We start from the raw sequence: 16,096 nt of genomic DNA on the forward strand, positions 1-16,096 counted from the left end.
TGGTCGGTTTGCCGCAACGCACCTGCGCGTGCCTGCGCCTTTTTGCGCGCTGCGCAGCAGCGCGCCCGTTGTGGCGGTCTTTCGCCCCAGTTCTTCCCTGCCGGAAACCATGCTTTTTGTGGCATCAACCTGCCGATAACGGTCTTTGACCGGCACGCCCAGCGGCACTGATCCTCACGAGGGCGGCACATGCCTGTGCCGCGATCGGAGGCTGGACGATGCAGGGAACGAACGTGCTGTTCGGTCAGATTGCCGTGGTGTTCGGCATCGTGATCGCCGGCGTGTGGGGCGCCACACAATGGACCGCAGCCGCCCTTGGCTATCAAGTACGCCTTGGCTCGCCCTGGTTCGACTTCCTTGGCACGTCGATCTACCACCCCTGGAAACTGTTTGAGTGGTGGTTCTTCTTCGGGGCCTATGCAACGGAAGTATTCGACACCGGCGGCGCCATCGCCGGCGCCAGCGGCATGGTCGCCGTGGGCGTTGCCATCGCCATGTCGGTCTGGCGCTCGCGCCAAGCTCGCCTCGTCACCACCTACGGCTCTGCGCGCTGGGCTAAGGCGCAGGACATTCTCAAAGCGGGCCTCACGCAACCGGCCGGCGTGTTCCTCGGCCAGCACGACCGCCAGTACCTGCGGCATGAAGGCCCGGAACACGTCCTGACCTTCGCGCCTACGCGCTCGGGCAAGGGCGTCGGCCTCGTGGTGCCGACGCTGCTTTCCTGGCCCGCGTCCGCCGTCGTCCACGACATCAAGGGCGAGAACTGGCAGATCACCGCAGGCTGGCGCTCGCGTTTCTCGCATTGCCTGCTGTTCAACCCGACCGATGCGAAGTCGGCGGCCTACAACCCGCTGCTGGAGGTTCGGCGCGGCGCGCATGAGGTGCGCGACGTTCAGAACATCGCGGACATTCTGGTCGATCCCGAAGGTGCGCTGGAGAAGCGCAACCATTGGGAAAAGACCAGTCATGCGCTGCTGGTCGGGGCCATTCTGCATGTCCTCTACGCAGGCGAAGACAAGACGCTGCGCGGCGTCGCCAACTTTCTGTCCGACCCGGCCAGCCCGTTCGAGCTGACCTTGCACCGGATGATGACCATGCCGCACCTCGGCGCTGGGCCGCATCCGGTCGTCGCATCGGCGGCGCGCGAGGTACTCAACAAGTCGGACAACGAGCGTTCCGGCGTGTTGAGCACGGCCATGTCGTTCCTCGGCCTGTACCGCGACCCTACGGTGGCCAAAGTCACGTCGCGCTGCGACTGGCGCATTGCCGACCTGATCGCGGCAGAGCATCCGCTGTCGCTGTATCTGGTCGTGCCGCCTTCGGACATTTCGCGGACGAAGCCGCTCATCCGCCTGATCCTCAACCAGATCGGCCGGCGCCTCACCGAATCGCTCGATGGCTCCGACGGCATCGAGCGCCGCCACAAGCTGCTGCTGATGCTCGATGAGTTCCCGGCGCTGGGACGCCTGGACTTTTTCGAGACGGCGCTGGCCTTCATGGCGGGCTACGGCATCCGCAGCTTCCTCATCGCGCAGTCGCTCAACCAGATCGACAAAGCCTACGGCCAGAACCATTCGATCCTGGACAACTGCCACGTTCGGGTGACGTTCGCCACGAACGACGAACGCACGGCCAAACGTATTTCCGAAACGCTCGGCACAGCCACCGAACTGCGCGCCCAGCGCAACTACGCGGGCCACCGGCTCGCGCCGTGGCTGGGCCACCTGATGGTGTCGCGCCAGGAAACCGCGCGCCCGCTGCTGACGCCGGGCGAAGTCATGCAGCTTCCGCCTGATGAGGCGGTGGTCATGGTGTCCAGCGTGGCGCCGATCAAGGCCAAGAAGCTGCGCTACTACGCGGACAGCAATTTCAAGCATCGCGTGCTGCCGCCGCCCACGCTGGCAGACGGGCAGCACGCCGACGCGCCGCCGGCCCGCGCCGATGACTGGAGCGGGCTGGCGATTCCTGCGGTGCCCGCACCTCTCGTCGCGGAGACCGTTGGCGACCTTGGCAGCGCCGATGACGGCGGCCCGCGTCGCCAGCCCGAACTCTCCGAAACCGTCGCCTACGACCCCGAACAGGCCGCTCCTATGGCCGATCTCGACCTACTCGATGACGACGACCCGCTTCCCCTTTCTCGCCAGCTCGATCCAATCATGCAGCGCACGGCACGGCTGGCTTCCCTCGACCCTGACGACGGAATCGAGCTATGACCCAACACCGCCTCAACGTGTTCATCCAGCCTGAGCATGGCAAGCGGCTCGACGAGCTGGCCGCCAAGAAAGGCGTATCCAAGTCCAGCATCGTCGCTGCTGCCTTGGCATCGTGGCTGTCGCCCGATGCCGCCGACCAGCGCGAAGCAGCGATTGCCAAGCGCCTGGATCGCCTGGCACGCCACGCCGAGCGCCTGGAGCGCGACCAGAACATCCAGATCGAGACGCTGGCACTGTTCATCCGCTACTTCCTCACGGTGAGCACGCCCGTGCCCGAAGCGCATCAGGACGCAGCGCGCGCCCAGGGCAAGGCGCGCTTCGAGCAGTTCGTGGAGCAGTTGGGCCGCCATCTGCTACGCGGGCGCAGCTTGGTACGCGACGTTGTGGAGGAGTTGCATCCAGACCTCTCGCGTATGAATACCGCGAAGGAGCGCACGTCATGAGTGCCGCTCCTTCCTCCTTTGCGGCCACGTCGCTGGATCGCCGCATCCAGATGCTGCGCACGGCGATGGGGCCGCTGATCGCCGCCGCGCTGGAAGACCCGGACGTGGTGGAAATCATGCTCAACCCGGATCGCACCTTGTGGATTGACCGGCTTTCGTCGGGCCGCACGCCGATGGGCGTGGAACTGTCCGAGGCCGATGGCGAGCGGATCATCCGCCTCGTGGCCGCCCACGTCGGCGCGGAAGTCCATCGCGGCCAGCCGCTGCTGTCCGCCGAATTGCCCGAAACCGGCGAACGCTTCGAGGGCATCTTGCCGCCAGCAGCGCCGGGGCCGGCCTTCGCGCTGCGCAAACGGGCCATCGGCGTCATTCCTCTATCGCGCCACATCGAGAACGGAATGATGACCGCCGCGCAGGCGGGCTTGCTGGTGCGCGCCGTGCGCGAGCGCCAGAACATCCTGATCGCCGGTGGCACCAGCACGGGCAAGACCACGCTCGCCAATGCCTTGCTCGCCGAGATCGCCGCCACCGGCGACCGCGTGCTGGTGCTCGAAGACACGGTGGAGCTGCAATGCGCTGCGCGTGACCATGTGCCGCTGCGCACGCGCGCGGGCGTGGTGTCGATGACCGAGCTGGTGCGTTCGTCCATGCGCCTGCGCCCCGATCGCGTCGTCGTCGGCGAGGTTCGCGGCGCCGAGGCGCTGGATCTCATCAAGGTGTGGGGTACAGGTCATCCAGGCGGCATCGCCACCATCCACGCCGGCTCCGCATTGGGCGCATTGCTGCGCCTGGAGCAACTGATTCTCGAAGTGGCGGTGAACCCGCCCCGTGCGCTGATCGCGGAAGCGGTCAACGTGGTCATCCACATCGCTGGGCGCGGGCGCAAGCGCCGCATCGAGAGCATCGCCCGCGTCGTCGGCTTCGATGGCGCTGGGTATCACCTGGCGGATGCGCTGGAGGCTCCATTCCCGGAGCTGCTGCCGCAGTCCGACCTTTCCTCCCTGTCCCCTGACCACTCTGGAGAACTTCCATGACGCACGCTGATGCTTTCCGTATTTCCGCAAATCCGTTTCCTCGGCCCGCACGGCTGGATGGCCTGGCTTGCCCGGCCATGCCGGGCTTGATGCTCGCGGCGCTGATGTTGCTGCTCGCAGGCACCGCGCAGGCCGCGGGTTCCTCGATGCCCTGGGAAGGGCCGCTGCAATCCATCCTTGAATCCATCCAGGGGCCGGTGGCGCGCATCGTTGCGGTCATCATCATCATCGCCACGGGCTTGGCGCTTGCCTTCGGCGATACCTCGGGCGGGTTCCGCAAGTTGATCCAGATCGTGTTTGGCCTGTCCATCGCGTTCGCCGCTTCGAGCTTCTTCCTGTCGTTCTTCAGCTTCTCCGGTGGGGCCGTCGTATGAACGGCTCACACGATGGAATGCCCGGCTTCGAGGTGCCGCTGCATCGGTCTCTGACCGAACCGATCCTGATGGGCGGCGCTCCGCGCACCGTGGCCATCACCAACGGCACCTTGGCCGCTGCCGTGGGCCTGGGCTTGCAGATGTGGATTCCAGGCGTGGTGCTCTGGATCGTCGGCTATTCGCTGGCGGTCTGGGGTGCGCGTGTCGATCCGCAGTTCATGGCCGTGTTCGCGCGGCACATCAAGCACCGGCCGCTGCTGGACGTGTGAGGTGATGCCATGCTGAACCTTGCCGAATATCGCCAGCGCCCGGCCTTGCTCGCCGACTGGTTGCCCTGGGCCGGGCTGATCGCACCGGGCGTCGTCTTGAACAAGGACGGCAGTTTCCAGCGCACGGCCCGGTTTCGCGGGCCTGACCTCGATAGCGCAACGCAAGGCGAACTGATTGCCACGACGGCGCGCTTGAACAACGCACTGCGTCGCATGGGTTCGGGCTGGGCGCTGTTCATCGAAGCCGAGCGCCGGCCCGCAGCCGACTATCCGCACTCGGAGTTTTCCGAGCCGCTGTCGTGGCTGGTGGACGAGGAACGCCGCGCTACGTTCGAGGACTCGGGCAACCACTTCGAGAGCGGCTACCACCTGACGCTGGTGTACCTGCCGCCCGAGGAATCACGCGCCCGCGCCGCCGGGATGCTGTACGAGAACCGGCCCACCGAAGGCGTGGACTGGCGCGAGCGCCTGACGGCCTTCGTGGCGGAAACCGATCGCGTCTTCGACCTCCTCGATGGCGTGATGCCGGAAATCGCCTGGCTCGATGACGGCCAGACGCTGACCTATCTGCACTCGACCATCTCCACGCGGCACTACCGCGTCAGCGTGCCCGAAGTGCCATTCCACATCGACGCGCTGCTGACGGATTCCGCACTGGTTGGCGGCCTGGCGCCCATGCTGGGCGATCAGCACCTGCGCGTGGTGTCGGTGCGGGGCTTCCCGACCTCGACCTGGCCGGGGATTCTGGACGACCTCAACCGCCTCGGCTTTGGCTATCGCTGGTCAACCCGGTTCCTCTGCATGGACAAAGCCGATGCGGAAAAGGAACTTTCCCGCCTGCGCCGCCAATGGTTCGCCAAGCGCAAGAACGTCGTCGCGCTGCTGCGCGAAACCATCTTCCAGCAGGAAACCCCGCTGGTTGATACCGACGCCAGCAACAAATCAGCCGATGCCGATGCCGCGTTACAGGAACTGGGCAGCGACCAGGTGGCCTTCGGCTATGTCACCACCACGGTGACGGTGCTCGACGCCGACCCGGCGAAGGCCGACGAGAAGCTGCGCATGGTGGAGCGGGTGATTCAAGGGCGCGGCTTCGTGACGATCCCCGAAACCTTGAACGCGGTGGAGGCGTGGCTGTCGTCGATTCCCAGCCACGCCTACGCGAACGTGCGCCAACCCATCGTCTCAACGCTGAATCTGGCGCACATGATGCCGGTGTCGGCGGTATGGGCCGGCCCGGCGAAGAACGCGCATCTTGATGGCCCACCGCTGATCGTGACCCGCACCGAGGGCGCGACGCCGTTCCGGCTGGTCACGCACATCGGCGACGTGGGCCATACCTTGGTGGCCGGCCCGACCGGCATGGGCAAGTCGGTGCTGCTCGCCACGTTGGCGATGCAGTTCCGCCGCTATCGCGGCTCGCGCATCTTCGCCTTCGACATGGGCCGCTCCGTGCGGGCCACCATCCTCGGCCTAGGCGGCGAGCACTACGACTTGGGCACGGATGGAGAGATCGCCTTCCAGCCGCTGGCGCGTATCGACCGTGAGGGCTACCGCACCTGGGCCGCCGAATGGATCGAGGGTCGCTTGCTGCACGAAGGCGTGGCAGTTGGCCCCGACGAGAAGGCCGCCATCTGGTCGGCGCTGGGAAGCCTGGCCGGTGCGCCGGTGGAGCAGCGCACGATGACGGGGCTTTCCGTGCTCCTGCAATCAAACACGCTGCGCCAGGCGCTTGCGCCTTACGTTCTGGGTGGCGCGCACGGCAAGCTGCTGGACGCCGACCATGACCGTCTCGGCATGGCCGACGTGCAGTGCTTCGAGATGGAGGAGCTGATGCACAGCAAGGCCGCCGTCATGGCCGTGCTGCATTACCTCTTTGCGCGCTTCGACGAGCGTTTCGACGGTGCGCCCACGCTGCTGATCCTTGATGAGGCGTGGCTGTTCCTCGATGACCCGGTATTCGCGGCCCGCATCCGCCAGTGGCTCAAGACACTGCGCAAGAAGAACGTCAGCGTCATCTTCGCAACGCAGAGCCTCGCCGACATCAAGGATTCGAGCATCGCGCCCGCGATCATCGAGAGCTGCGCGAGTCGGATTTTCTTGCCCAACCCGCAGGCGACCGAGCCGCAGATTCGCACGATCTACGAGGGCTTCGGCCTCAACAGGCGGCAGATCGAAATCGTCGCCACCGCACAGCCCAAGCGCGACTACTACTACCAATCCCGCCTCGGCAACCGCCTGTTCGACCTCGACCTGGGGCCGGCGGCGCTCGCCTTCGCGGGCGCGTCCACGCCGCAAGACCAGCGCGACATGGACGCGATGCTAGCCGACGCCGGCGCACCCGGCTTCGCGGGCGCCTGGCTGCGCCATCGCGGCCTCGATTGGGCGGCCGATCTGCTGCCCTCGTTCCCCGGCCACGTGCCGGGTTCCCTCGCCAACCAACCCCTGGAGAACCTGCCATGAAGAAGCGCCTTCTTGCCGCTGCCGTCGCGGCCATGCTTTGCACCGCCACCGCCCATGCGCAATGGGTCGTGATCGACCCCACGAACCTCGTGCAGAACACGCTGACCGCGATCCGCACGCTGGAACAGATCAACAACCAGATCCAGCAACTCCAGAACGAAGCGCAGATGCTGATGAACCAAGCGCGCAACCTCGCCAGCCTGCCATCCAGCGTGGTCGGCCAGTTGCGCGCCAATCTGGCGACCACGCAGCGGCTGATCGCCCAAGCCAGAGGACTGGCCTACGACGTGACGAATCTGGATCGGGAGTTCCAGCGCCTGTATCCCGAGCAATACGCCGCCACCGTCAGCGGCAACCAGATGTACCGCGACGCGCAGGAGCGCTGGAAGAACACGCTCAACGGCCTGCAAACCACCATGCAGATGCAGGCCCAGGCGTCGCAGAACCTGAATGATGACGAAGGCGTGCTGGCTGACCTCGTGGGCAAGAGCCAGTCGGCAGTTGGGGCCTTACAGGCAATGCAGGCCATGAACCAGTTGCTGGCCCTGCAAGCCAAGCAGTCCATCCAGACGCAGCGCCTGAGCATCACCCAGGATCGCGCCGCTTCGTTGGAGCTGGCGCGGCAGGCCGCCGCCGTGGAGCGGGGCCGCGAGGTGAACCGGCGCTTCCTGGGTGAAGGCACGCCGTACACGCCGCAGTCCGTCGATTTCTACGGCCATTGACGAGTGCTGCCATGACACGCGCGCCTGCTCTCTGCGGTTTTGTGCTCCTGCTGGCCGGCTGCGGCCAGCAGGAGGTGCCTTCGGTTGATGCGCTCGCGGCCCATCCGGCGCGGCTGCGCTTGCTCAAGGAGCAATGCCGCGCGGGTCAGCTCGGCGGCGCGTTATGCGCGCAGGTGGTCAAGGCCGACCTACGCCGCTTTTTCTCCGGCAAGGCCGGGCCTGATGAGTACCGGACGCTGGCCGAATTGCCGCCGATTCCGGCCAGCTTCGATGAACCCACCGAAGACGGCGGGGCGGTGGCAGCGGCCTTGCCGTGGCAGGAGGACTCGCCATGAATGACATTTCGATCATTGATCGCTTCCTTGATGTGTTCTCGCGCTACATCGACTCGGGCTTCGGGCTGCTGCACGGGGAGGTGGCGTTCCTTACGGCCACGCTGATCGTCATCGACATGACGCTCGCCGGGCTGTTCTGGGCCATGAGTCATGCCAGCGGCCAGGGCGAGGACGTGATCGCCAAGCTGATCCGCAAGGTGCTTTATGTCGGTGCCTTCGCCTACATCATCGGCAACTTCAACACCTTGGCGAGCATCGTGTTCCGCTCGTTCGCCGGGCTGGGCCTGACGGCCAGCGGCTCGACCCTGAGCATGGGTAACTTCTTGCAGCCGGGACGGCTCGCCAAAGTGGGCATCGACGCCGGGGCGCCCATTCTTGAGCAGATCAAGGAGATGGCGGGCTTCCCCGAGGTGTTCATTCACATCATGCCCATCGTCGTGCTGTTCTTCGCATGGATGGTGGTCATCGTCAGCTTCTTCGTGCTGGCGGTGCAGCTCTTCGTGACGCTGATCGAGTTCAAGCTGACCACGCTGGCGGGCTTCGTGCTGGTGCCGTTCGCCCTCTGGAACAAGACGGCGTTCCTGGCCGAGAAGGTGTTGGGCAACGTGGTGTCCTCGGGCATCAAGGTTCTGGTGCTGGCCGTCATCGTTGGCATCGGCTCGGGGCTGTTCTCCGAGTTCAACATACCGGCCGGTTCGGAGCCTTCGATCGACCGGGCGTTGGTCATCATGCTGGCCTCGCTCGCCATGCTGGCCCTGGGCATCTTCGGGCCGGGCATTGCGACTGGGCTGGTGTCCGGTGGCCCGCAGCTCGGCGCGGGCGCGATGGCTGGTGCTGCTATCGGCGCAGCCGGAACCGCCGTGGCAGTCGGTGCCGCGGCTACGGGCGTCGGCAGTGCTGTGGCGGCTGGGGCACGCATGGCACCCGCCGTCGCCCGCTCGATGGCATCGACGGCCAGCAGCGCCAGGTCGGCGTACCAGGCGGGCTCCGCCTCGGCCGGTGGTGGCCTCAAGGGCGCCGCCGCTGGTGTGGGCAATGTGGCCAAGACCGGTGCGCAGGCGGCCGGGCAGAAGGTGGCCGACGGGGCGCGCTCGATGAAAGAGCGCATGGCGGCGGCTTTTCGGCCTGACGACACGCCGGCATCCGGCGCCGCACCCGCCGGGCCTGACGCTGCCGGCTCATCTCCGTCCGCCGAGCAACCCGCCTGGGCCGAGCGCCTGCATCGCAAGCAGCAGCTTACCCATGCCGCAACCACCGCCGCCCACACGCTGCGCGGCGGCGATGGTGGCAGCTCCAGCCAGGGGCCGAGCCTGCGCGATTCCGATTCCTGATCCTCAAGGAGAACCCCCATGCGATTCAAACGACCGCAGGTGCGCTACGCGGACACGCCGCAGCCTGCCACCCCGTACCAATCCGCCGCACAGGTCTGGGACGAGCGCATCGGCTCGGCCCGCGTGCAGGCGAAGAACTGGCGTTTCATGGCCTTCGGCTGCCTCACCTTGGCCGTGCTGATGGCGGGCGGCCTGGTCTGGCGCTCGGCGCAGTCCATCGTGACGCCCTACGTGATCGAGGTGGACAACGCAGGCCAGGTGCGCGCCGTCGGCGAGGCCGCCACGCCGTACCGGCCTAGCGATGCGCAGATTGCCTACCACCTCGGCCGCTTCATCGGCCTGGTGCGCTCGCTGTCTATCGACCCCATCGTGGTGCGGCAGAACTGGCTCGATGCCTATGACTACACCACCGACAAGGGCGCCGTGGTGCTCAACGAGTACGCCCGCGTGAACGATCCGTTCGCGCGCATCGGCAAGGAGTCGGTAACGGTGCAGATCACCAGCGTGACCCGCGCCAGCGACACGTCTTTCAACGTGCGCTGGACGGAGACGCGCTTCGTGAACGGAGCGCTGGATCGCACCGAACGCTGGAACGCCGTGGTTTCCATCGTGCAGCAGACGCCGCGCACCGAGCAGCGTGTGCGCAAGAACCCCTTGGGCATCTACGTCAACGGGCTGTCGTGGAGCCGTGAACTGGAAGGAAACGAAGGAGCAAAGCCATGAATGATCTTTTCCGTAAATTCGCCTTGCCGATCATGTTGCTTGCCCTCGCGGGCTGCGCCACGCAGGGCAAGCCGCCGCCGTCCATTTCGCTCGACGAGCCGGTGCAGGCCCAGCCGCTACCGGAGCCGCCTGCGCCGGTGGAGGTGGTGGCCATGCCGCAAGTGCTGCCGATGCCGGCTCAGATGAAGCCTGTGCCGGATGCCAAGCCCGCCGCAGAATCCGCCGATGAAACCGTGCGGGTGTCCCGCGCCAACGCCGAGGCGCGTATCGCGCCCACGCGCGAGGGCTACGTCAACGCGATTCAGGTGTGGCCCTTCACTGATGGCGCGCTGTATCAGGTCTATGCGGCCGTGGGCCGCGTGACCGTGATCGTGCTTCAGCCAGGCGAGGAACTGGTGACGGTGGCTGCTGGCGACACGGTGCGCTGGATCGTGGGCGACACATCGAGCGGCAGCGGCGATGCGCTGCGCGTCAATGTGATGGTCAAGCCGATCCGCTCGGGCCTCAAGACCAATCTGGTCATCACGACCAGCCGGCGCACGTACCTGATTGAGCTGACTTCGACCGAGAAGACGTGGATGGCGTCGGTGTCCTGGGAGTATCCGAAGGACAAGATGCTGGCCTTGCAGCGCCAGGCGCAGGCGGCCAGCGCCGCCGCGCCGGTCGATAGCGGGCTATTGCTGGAGAAGATCCGTTTCCGCTACGCGGTCAGTGGCAGCAACCCGCCGTGGAAACCGCTGCGCGCCTTCGATGATGGCGAGAAGGTCTATATCCAGTTCCCGCCGGGCATCGCCCAGGGCGAGTTGCCACCGCTGTTCGTCATCGGCGCGCAAGGTGACGGGCAACTGATGAACTACCGTTTCCGCTCGCCGTACTACATCGTGGATCGCCTGTTCGGCGCGGCCGAACTGCGCCTGGGCGGGGACAAGGGCGACGTGGTGCGGATTGAGCGCACGGACGGCACAAGGAAGAATTGACATGAGCCAGGACGATTCCCCTGACCTTGCACCGCAGGCGGGCAAGGTCGTGCCCGAGGCGGTGGCGCTGCGCGCCCAGCCGCGCCCGGTCACACGCCTGAACCGGCGCACGCTAGTCATGCTCACCGGCGGCCTGTCGGTCGCCGTGCTCGGGGCTACGATCTGGTCATTGCAGCCGCACCGGCGCGCGGGTGAGCAGACCGAGCTGTACAACGTCGATCGCGTGTCGAAGTCCGAAGGGCTGGATGGCTTGCCTTCGGATTACTCCAAGCTGCCGAAGGTGCCGGAACTGGGGCCGCCGCTGCCGGGCGACCTTGGCCCGGCCATCGTGAAGTCGCAGCAGCCCGTGGCGCCCACCTACGCGCCGCCGGGCCACGACCCGGAGGATGCACGGCGCAAGGAAGCTGAAGCGGCAGCAGCTTCCTCGGTGTTCTTCCGCTCGGGCACGCCTGGCAAGACCGCCGCGCCAGCGACTGCGCAAGTCGGTGCGGCTGGCCAAGCATCGGCCTTGGCGGGCTTCGACCCGCTGGCCGCCGGGCCAGCCTCGACGGCGGCTCAGCCTGCCGACCCGACCGCTGTGCAAAACCGGCAAGACCAAAAAGAGGCGTTCCTGAAGGGCGGCTCTACGGAGACCCGCAATTCCGGGAATCTGAAAATGCCGTCCTCGCCGTATCAGGTGATGGCCGGGACGGTGATCGCCGGCGCGCTGGTGACGGGCATCAAGTCGGACTTGCCGGGCGACGTGATCGCCACGGTGACGGAGCCGGTCTATGACACGGCCACGGGCAAGTTCCTGCTGATTCCGCAGGGCTCGCGCATCCTGGGCAAGTACAACAGCCAGGTGAGCTATGGGCAAAGCCGGGTTCAGGTGGTTTGGAACCGCATCATCCTGCCCGACACGTCCTCGCTGACGCTAGACAACCTCGTGGGCACCGATCCGGCCGGCTATTCCGGCCTGGAAGACGGGGTGGACTACCACTGGAGCCGCATCGTCGCCGGTGCCGCGCTGACGACGCTGCTGGGCGTGGGCGCCGAGCTGGCCGCGCCGGAGAACCGGCAGGACGGTAATCGCATCATCATCGCCGGCCGCGACAGCGCGCAGGACAGCATCAATCAGGTCGGCCAGGAGATGACCCGGCGCAACATGAACATCCAGCCGACGCTGACTGAACGGCCCGGCCTGCCGGTGCGGATCATCGTCAACCGCGACTTGGTGTTGCGGCCGTACCAGCCGATGTTCTTCCAGCGGGGAGCGATGCAATGAGCACGACCAAGAAGCTGCGGCTCGGGCCGCTGCCCAAGACCGAGAGCGTCAAGCTGACCTTTGCGTGCCCGGTTAGCCTGAAAGCTGACCTCGATCGCTACGCCGCGCTGCACGCGCAGGCGTATGGCGAGACGGTCGATGTTATGACGCTGATCCCGCACATGCTGGAAGCCTTCATGGCGGGGGATAGGGCGTTCAGGCGCAGGCAGGCCAAGAACGAAAAAGCCGCCCCTGCGTGAACAGGGGCGGCTTTCGAATTGGTGCCCGAGGCCGGAATCGAACCGGCACGCCTTGCGGCGGGGGATTTTCATCCCACTTCGGCTTTCGCCGCCGCCGTCTCCGAAGAAACGACGTTCGTGGGCTGGAGCACGCCTTCACCATAGCCTTTCGGCTTTAGGTGCCCGCCGTCTGCTCTCTACACCTTCCGAGGAACCTTTCGGCTCCAGGGCTTGGCTCGGTATTAGCTCGGACTGATCGTCCAGGGCCTTCGCCGAGTTTGACGGGCTTCACCTCGGGGGTTTCCCTCCGAGGGCTCAAATTTGGTCTGAGTCCCCTGCGTCTACCAATTTCACCACTCGGGCATGACGCGCGATGCTACTTCAACTATCTACTCCTCACTGGGAGCCAGCTTGCATCGTCCTGGCTCCTAGCTGACTCCTGGCTCGAAATGCAGGCATCTCGATCAAGAGGCGATTTATCACTCAATCCCTTGTCCCATGCGGCTTGGCAGGCAGTGGCCTCAAGCAAGAACTACGTAGAAGTCCCTATTTTTGAGTCCCCTGCGTCTACCAATTCCACCACCCGGGCAGGCGCAAAAACGAAGTCGCAAATTATGGCACAGTAGTACCGTATGACGACCTACCAGACGATTGAAGACGCCATCGGGCGCACGCCGCTCGTGGCTTTGCAGCGCATCGGCGCCGAGTCCAACGCGGCGCGCGGCAACGTGGTGCTGGGCAAGCTGGAGGGCAACAATCCCGCCGGCTCGGTCAAGGACCGGGCGGCGCTGTCCATGATCCGTGGGGCGGAGGAGCGCGGCGCCATCCGTCCGGGCGACACGCTGATCGAGGCGACGTCGGGCAACACCGGCATCGCCCTGGCGATGGTGGCGGCCGTGAAGGGCTACCGCATGCTGCTGATCATGCCCGAGGACCTGTCGGTGGAGCGTGCGCAGACCATGAAGGCCTATGGCGCCGAGCTGATCCTGACGCCCAAGAGCGGCGGCATGGAATACGCCCGCGACCTGGCCGAGCAGATGGTGGGCCAGGGCAAGGGCGTGGTGCTGGACCAGTTCGCCAACCCGGACAACCCGCGCATCCACTACGAGACCACCGGCCCCGAGATCTGGGAGCAGACCGGCGGGCGCGTCACCCACTTCGTCAGCGCCATGGGCACCACGGGCACCATCACCGGCGTGTCGCGCTACCTGCGCGAGAAGAACCCGGGCGTGCGCATCATCGGCGCGCAGCCGGCCGAGGGCGCGCGCATCCCCGGCATCCGCAAGTGGCCCGAGGAATACCAGCCCAAGATCTATGAGCCGCAGATGGTGGACGAGCTGGTGCTGGTCGGCCAGGACGATGCCGAGGACATGGCCCGGCGCATGGCGCGCGAGGAAGGGTTGTTCGGCGGCATCTCCGCCGCCGGCGCCTGCTGGGTGGCGCAGCAGATCGCCGAGCGCGAGCAGAACGCGACCATCGTCTTCGTGGTGTGCGACCGGGGCGACCGCTACCTGTCCACCGGCGTGTTCCCGGCCTGAGTCCGGTTTTGGATGCCAAGAGTGCCTGAAACCCGCTCCAGGCAAGCGTGAGCAGCTACCAATAACAAAGCATGCAATACGAATACCGCTTCTGCCCGCACTGCGCCACGGCGCTGGCGCCCATCGTGCAGATGGAGGACGGCGGGCCCAAGGAGCGCCTGCGCTGCCCGGCCTGCGGCTTCACGCACTGGAACAACCCCACACCGGTGCTGGCCGCTATCGTCGAGGTGGACGGACGCGTGCTGCTGGCGCGCAACGCGCTGTGGCCGCCCAAGATGTTCGCGCTGATCACCGGCTTCATGGAGGCCGGCGAGTCGCCCCAGGAGGGCGTGGCGCGCGAGGTGAAGGAAGAGACCAACCTGGACGCCCAGTCCGTCACCCTGGTGGGGGCTTACGAGTTCCTGCGCATGAACCAGCTCATCATCGCCTACCACGTGCAGGCCACGGGCCAGGTGCGGTTGTCGCCCGAGCTGATCGACCACCGCTTCTACGACCTGCACGAGCTCAAGTGCTGGCCTGCGGGCACCGGCTACGCGCTGGCCGACTGGCTGCGCTCGCGCGGGCACGAGCCCGTGTTTTTCACCGACGAAGAAAACGCCGAGCGCCGCCGCGGGCTGGACGCGCCGGCATCACCGAAGCATTGAGACGACGATATGCAGATCGACCAGGAAGTGGACGCGCGCGGGCTGAATTGCCCGCTGCCCATCCTGCGCGCCAAGAAGGCCCTGGCCGGCATGGCCAGCGGCCAGCTGCTGCGCGTGGTGGCCACCGACACGGGCTCGCTGCGCGACTTCCAGGCCTTCGCCAAGCAAACGGGCAACGAGCTGGTGGAGCAGCGCACCGAGGGCGGGGAGTTCATCCACGTCCTGCGCCGGCGCTGACCGGCCACGGCCGGGCCCCGGACTTTTTCTCCCATGTCGCGTGCCGAACGGCTGCTGCAGCTGATGCAGGCACTGCGCAGCCGGCGCCACCCGGTGCAGGGCAGCGTGCTGGCGCAGGAGCTGGGCATCAGCCTGCGCACGCTGTACCGCGACATCGCCGCGCTGCAGGCGCAGGGCGCGTGTATCGACGGTGCGCCCGGCCTGGGCTACGTGCTGCGCCCGGGCTTCACGCTGCCGCCGCTGATGTTCTCGCCCGAGGAGATCGAGGCGCTGGTGCTGGGCTCGCGCTGGGTGGCGCGGCATGCCGACGAGGCGCTGGCGCAGGCCGCGCGCAGCGCCCTCGACAAGATCGCCCACGTGGTGCCCGCGCCGCTGCGCGAGGCGCTGGACAGCAGCCCGCTGCTGGTCGGGCCCGCCGCCGCGACGCGCCGCGGCGCCGACCCGGTGCTGGCCGCGCTGCGGGCCGCCCTGCGCGCCGAGCACAAGCTGCAACTGGTCTACCGCGACCTGCGCGAGGCCCAGACCGCCCGCACCGTGTGGCCCTGCGCCCTGGGGTTCTTCGAGCAGACCAACGTGCTGGTGGCCTGGTGCGAGCTGCGCCAGCAGTTCCGCCACTTCCGCACCGACCGCATCGTGAGCGCGCAGCCGCTGGCCGAGCGCTACCCGCAGCGCCGCCACGCGCTGCAGGCACAGTGGCGCGCGCACCAGGCAGCGACCGCGGCCGGGCGCGCGGGCGGTATCGACACCGCTGCCGCTGCCGCTGCCACTGCCGCTGCCGACGCCGTGGGTGGTGCCGCTGCTGACAGGAACTGACACGCGCGCCCCGCACCATGCCGGCACCGGCGCCGCAACGGTGCGGCCCGGACCCCACCCCTGCCTTAGGAGCCGTCCGTGACGCAACCCAGCTATGTCCTTCTGTACGTCGACCAGCCCACCGCCAGCGCCGATGTGTACGCCCGCCTGTTCGGCTGCACGCCGGTGGAGCGCAGCGAGACGTTCGCCCTGTTCGTGCTCGACAGCGGCTTCAAGCTGGGCCTGTGGGGGCGCAGCGGCGTGCAGCCGCCTGCAGCGCCGGCCGGCGCCAGCGGGGCCGGGGCGCACACCGAGCTGTGCGTGGCGCTGGCCGACAACGCCGAGGTGGACGCCTGGCACGCCCGCTGGTGCGCGCTGGCGCCGGCCCTGGGCCTGACGCTGCTGCAGCCGCCCGTGCACCTGGACTTCGGCTACAACTTCGTGGCCGCCGACCGCGACGGCCACCGGCTGCGGGTCTTCGCGCCCAGCCAGCCCTGAGCGGGCGGCCGTCTCCAGCGC

Annotated in this window: 18 protein-coding genes; all 18 read left to right on the forward strand. The window is 67.0% G+C overall.

Going from position 1 to position 16,096, the window contains the following annotated elements; genetic code table 11:
• Positions 1-218 precede the first annotated feature (218 nt).
• The 18 genes from RT282_RS16295 to RT282_RS16380 all read left to right on the forward strand — a co-directional run bounded on the left by RT282_RS16295 (position 219) and on the right by RT282_RS16380 (position 16,075).
• On the forward strand, positions 219-2,213 hold the full coding sequence (locus RT282_RS16295; protein ID WP_313315974.1) for a conjugal transfer protein TraG: 1,995 nt from the start codon (positions 219-221) through the stop codon (positions 2,211-2,213).
• The gene (locus RT282_RS16300) at positions 2,210-2,656 is read left to right on the forward strand and encodes a CopG family transcriptional regulator (protein ID WP_313315975.1); all 447 of its coding nucleotides are present in this window, start codon (positions 2,210-2,212) and stop codon (positions 2,654-2,656) included. Before RT282_RS16295 ends, RT282_RS16300 begins: the two co-directional genes overlap by 4 nt.
• Positions 2,653-3,690: a P-type conjugative transfer ATPase TrbB gene (trbB, locus tag RT282_RS16305; RefSeq protein ID WP_313315977.1), complete on the forward strand. Its 1,038-nt coding sequence runs from the start codon at positions 2,653-2,655 to the stop codon at positions 3,688-3,690. The genes RT282_RS16300 and trbB overlap by 4 nt, the downstream gene beginning before the upstream one ends.
• The gene (locus RT282_RS16310; RefSeq protein ID WP_313315978.1) at positions 3,687-4,064 is read left to right on the forward strand and encodes a TrbC/VirB2 family protein; all 378 of its coding nucleotides are present in this window, start codon (positions 3,687-3,689) and stop codon (positions 4,062-4,064) included. Before trbB ends, RT282_RS16310 begins: the two co-directional genes overlap by 4 nt.
• Entirely contained in the window at positions 4,061-4,333 is a 273-nt protein-coding gene (locus tag RT282_RS16315; RefSeq protein WP_313315980.1) for a VirB3 family type IV secretion system protein, read from the forward strand. The genes RT282_RS16310 and RT282_RS16315 overlap by 4 nt, the downstream gene beginning before the upstream one ends.
• A 9-nt stretch (positions 4,334-4,342) precedes the next feature.
• Positions 4,343-6,796, forward strand: coding sequence for a conjugal transfer protein TrbE (gene trbE, locus RT282_RS16320; RefSeq protein ID WP_313315982.1), 2,454 nt, complete (start codon positions 4,343-4,345; stop codon positions 6,794-6,796).
• The gene (gene trbJ / locus RT282_RS16325) at positions 6,793-7,518 is read left to right on the forward strand and encodes a P-type conjugative transfer protein TrbJ (RefSeq protein ID WP_313315984.1); all 726 of its coding nucleotides are present in this window, start codon (positions 6,793-6,795) and stop codon (positions 7,516-7,518) included. The genes trbE and trbJ overlap by 4 nt, the downstream gene beginning before the upstream one ends.
• An 11-nt stretch (positions 7,519-7,529) precedes the next feature.
• On the forward strand, positions 7,530-7,853 hold the full coding sequence (locus RT282_RS16330; RefSeq protein WP_313315986.1) for a hypothetical protein: 324 nt from the start codon (positions 7,530-7,532) through the stop codon (positions 7,851-7,853).
• Positions 7,850-9,184 (forward strand): P-type conjugative transfer protein TrbL, encoded by a 1,335-nt coding sequence (gene trbL / locus RT282_RS16335; protein ID WP_313315987.1) that lies wholly within the window; start codon positions 7,850-7,852, stop codon positions 9,182-9,184. Before RT282_RS16330 ends, trbL begins: the two co-directional genes overlap by 4 nt.
• Positions 9,185-9,202: 18 nt before the next feature.
• The gene (trbF, locus tag RT282_RS16340; protein ID WP_313315989.1) at positions 9,203-9,907 is read left to right on the forward strand and encodes a conjugal transfer protein TrbF; all 705 of its coding nucleotides are present in this window, start codon (positions 9,203-9,205) and stop codon (positions 9,905-9,907) included.
• Positions 9,904-10,884, forward strand: coding sequence for a P-type conjugative transfer protein TrbG (gene trbG, locus RT282_RS16345; protein WP_011806055.1), 981 nt, complete (start codon positions 9,904-9,906; stop codon positions 10,882-10,884). Before trbF ends, trbG begins: the two co-directional genes overlap by 4 nt.
• A 1-nt stretch (position 10,885) precedes the next feature.
• Entirely contained in the window at positions 10,886-12,148 is a 1,263-nt protein-coding gene (locus RT282_RS16350) for a TrbI/VirB10 family protein (RefSeq protein WP_011806054.1), read from the forward strand.
• Positions 12,145-12,387, forward strand: a complete 243-nt coding sequence (locus tag RT282_RS16355; RefSeq protein WP_011806053.1) for a DUF2274 domain-containing protein — start codon at positions 12,145-12,147, stop codon at positions 12,385-12,387. Before RT282_RS16350 ends, RT282_RS16355 begins: the two co-directional genes overlap by 4 nt.
• A gap of 611 nt (positions 12,388-12,998) precedes the next feature.
• The gene (gene cysM / locus RT282_RS16360) at positions 12,999-13,904 is read left to right on the forward strand and encodes a cysteine synthase CysM (protein WP_313315993.1); all 906 of its coding nucleotides are present in this window, start codon (positions 12,999-13,001) and stop codon (positions 13,902-13,904) included.
• Between the two features lie 71 nt (positions 13,905-13,975).
• Positions 13,976-14,548: an NUDIX domain-containing protein gene (locus RT282_RS16365; RefSeq protein WP_313315995.1), complete on the forward strand. Its 573-nt coding sequence runs from the start codon at positions 13,976-13,978 to the stop codon at positions 14,546-14,548.
• A gap of 9 nt (positions 14,549-14,557) precedes the next feature.
• Positions 14,558-14,785 (forward strand): sulfurtransferase TusA family protein, encoded by a 228-nt coding sequence (locus tag RT282_RS16370; protein ID WP_313315997.1) that lies wholly within the window; start codon positions 14,558-14,560, stop codon positions 14,783-14,785.
• Between the two features lie 33 nt (positions 14,786-14,818).
• The gene (locus RT282_RS16375) at positions 14,819-15,598 is read left to right on the forward strand and encodes a YafY family protein (protein ID WP_313316000.1); all 780 of its coding nucleotides are present in this window, start codon (positions 14,819-14,821) and stop codon (positions 15,596-15,598) included.
• Between the two features lie 78 nt (positions 15,599-15,676).
• A complete protein-coding gene (locus RT282_RS16380) occupies positions 15,677-16,075 on the forward strand; it encodes a drug:proton antiporter (protein WP_313316002.1) in 399 nt (132 codons plus the stop codon).
• Positions 16,076-16,096: the final 21 nt, after the last annotated feature.

It is taken from the genome of Pulveribacter sp. (assembly GCF_032079985.1).
In the GTDB taxonomy this organism is placed as follows: Bacteria; Pseudomonadota; Gammaproteobacteria; order Burkholderiales; family Burkholderiaceae_C; genus Melaminivora.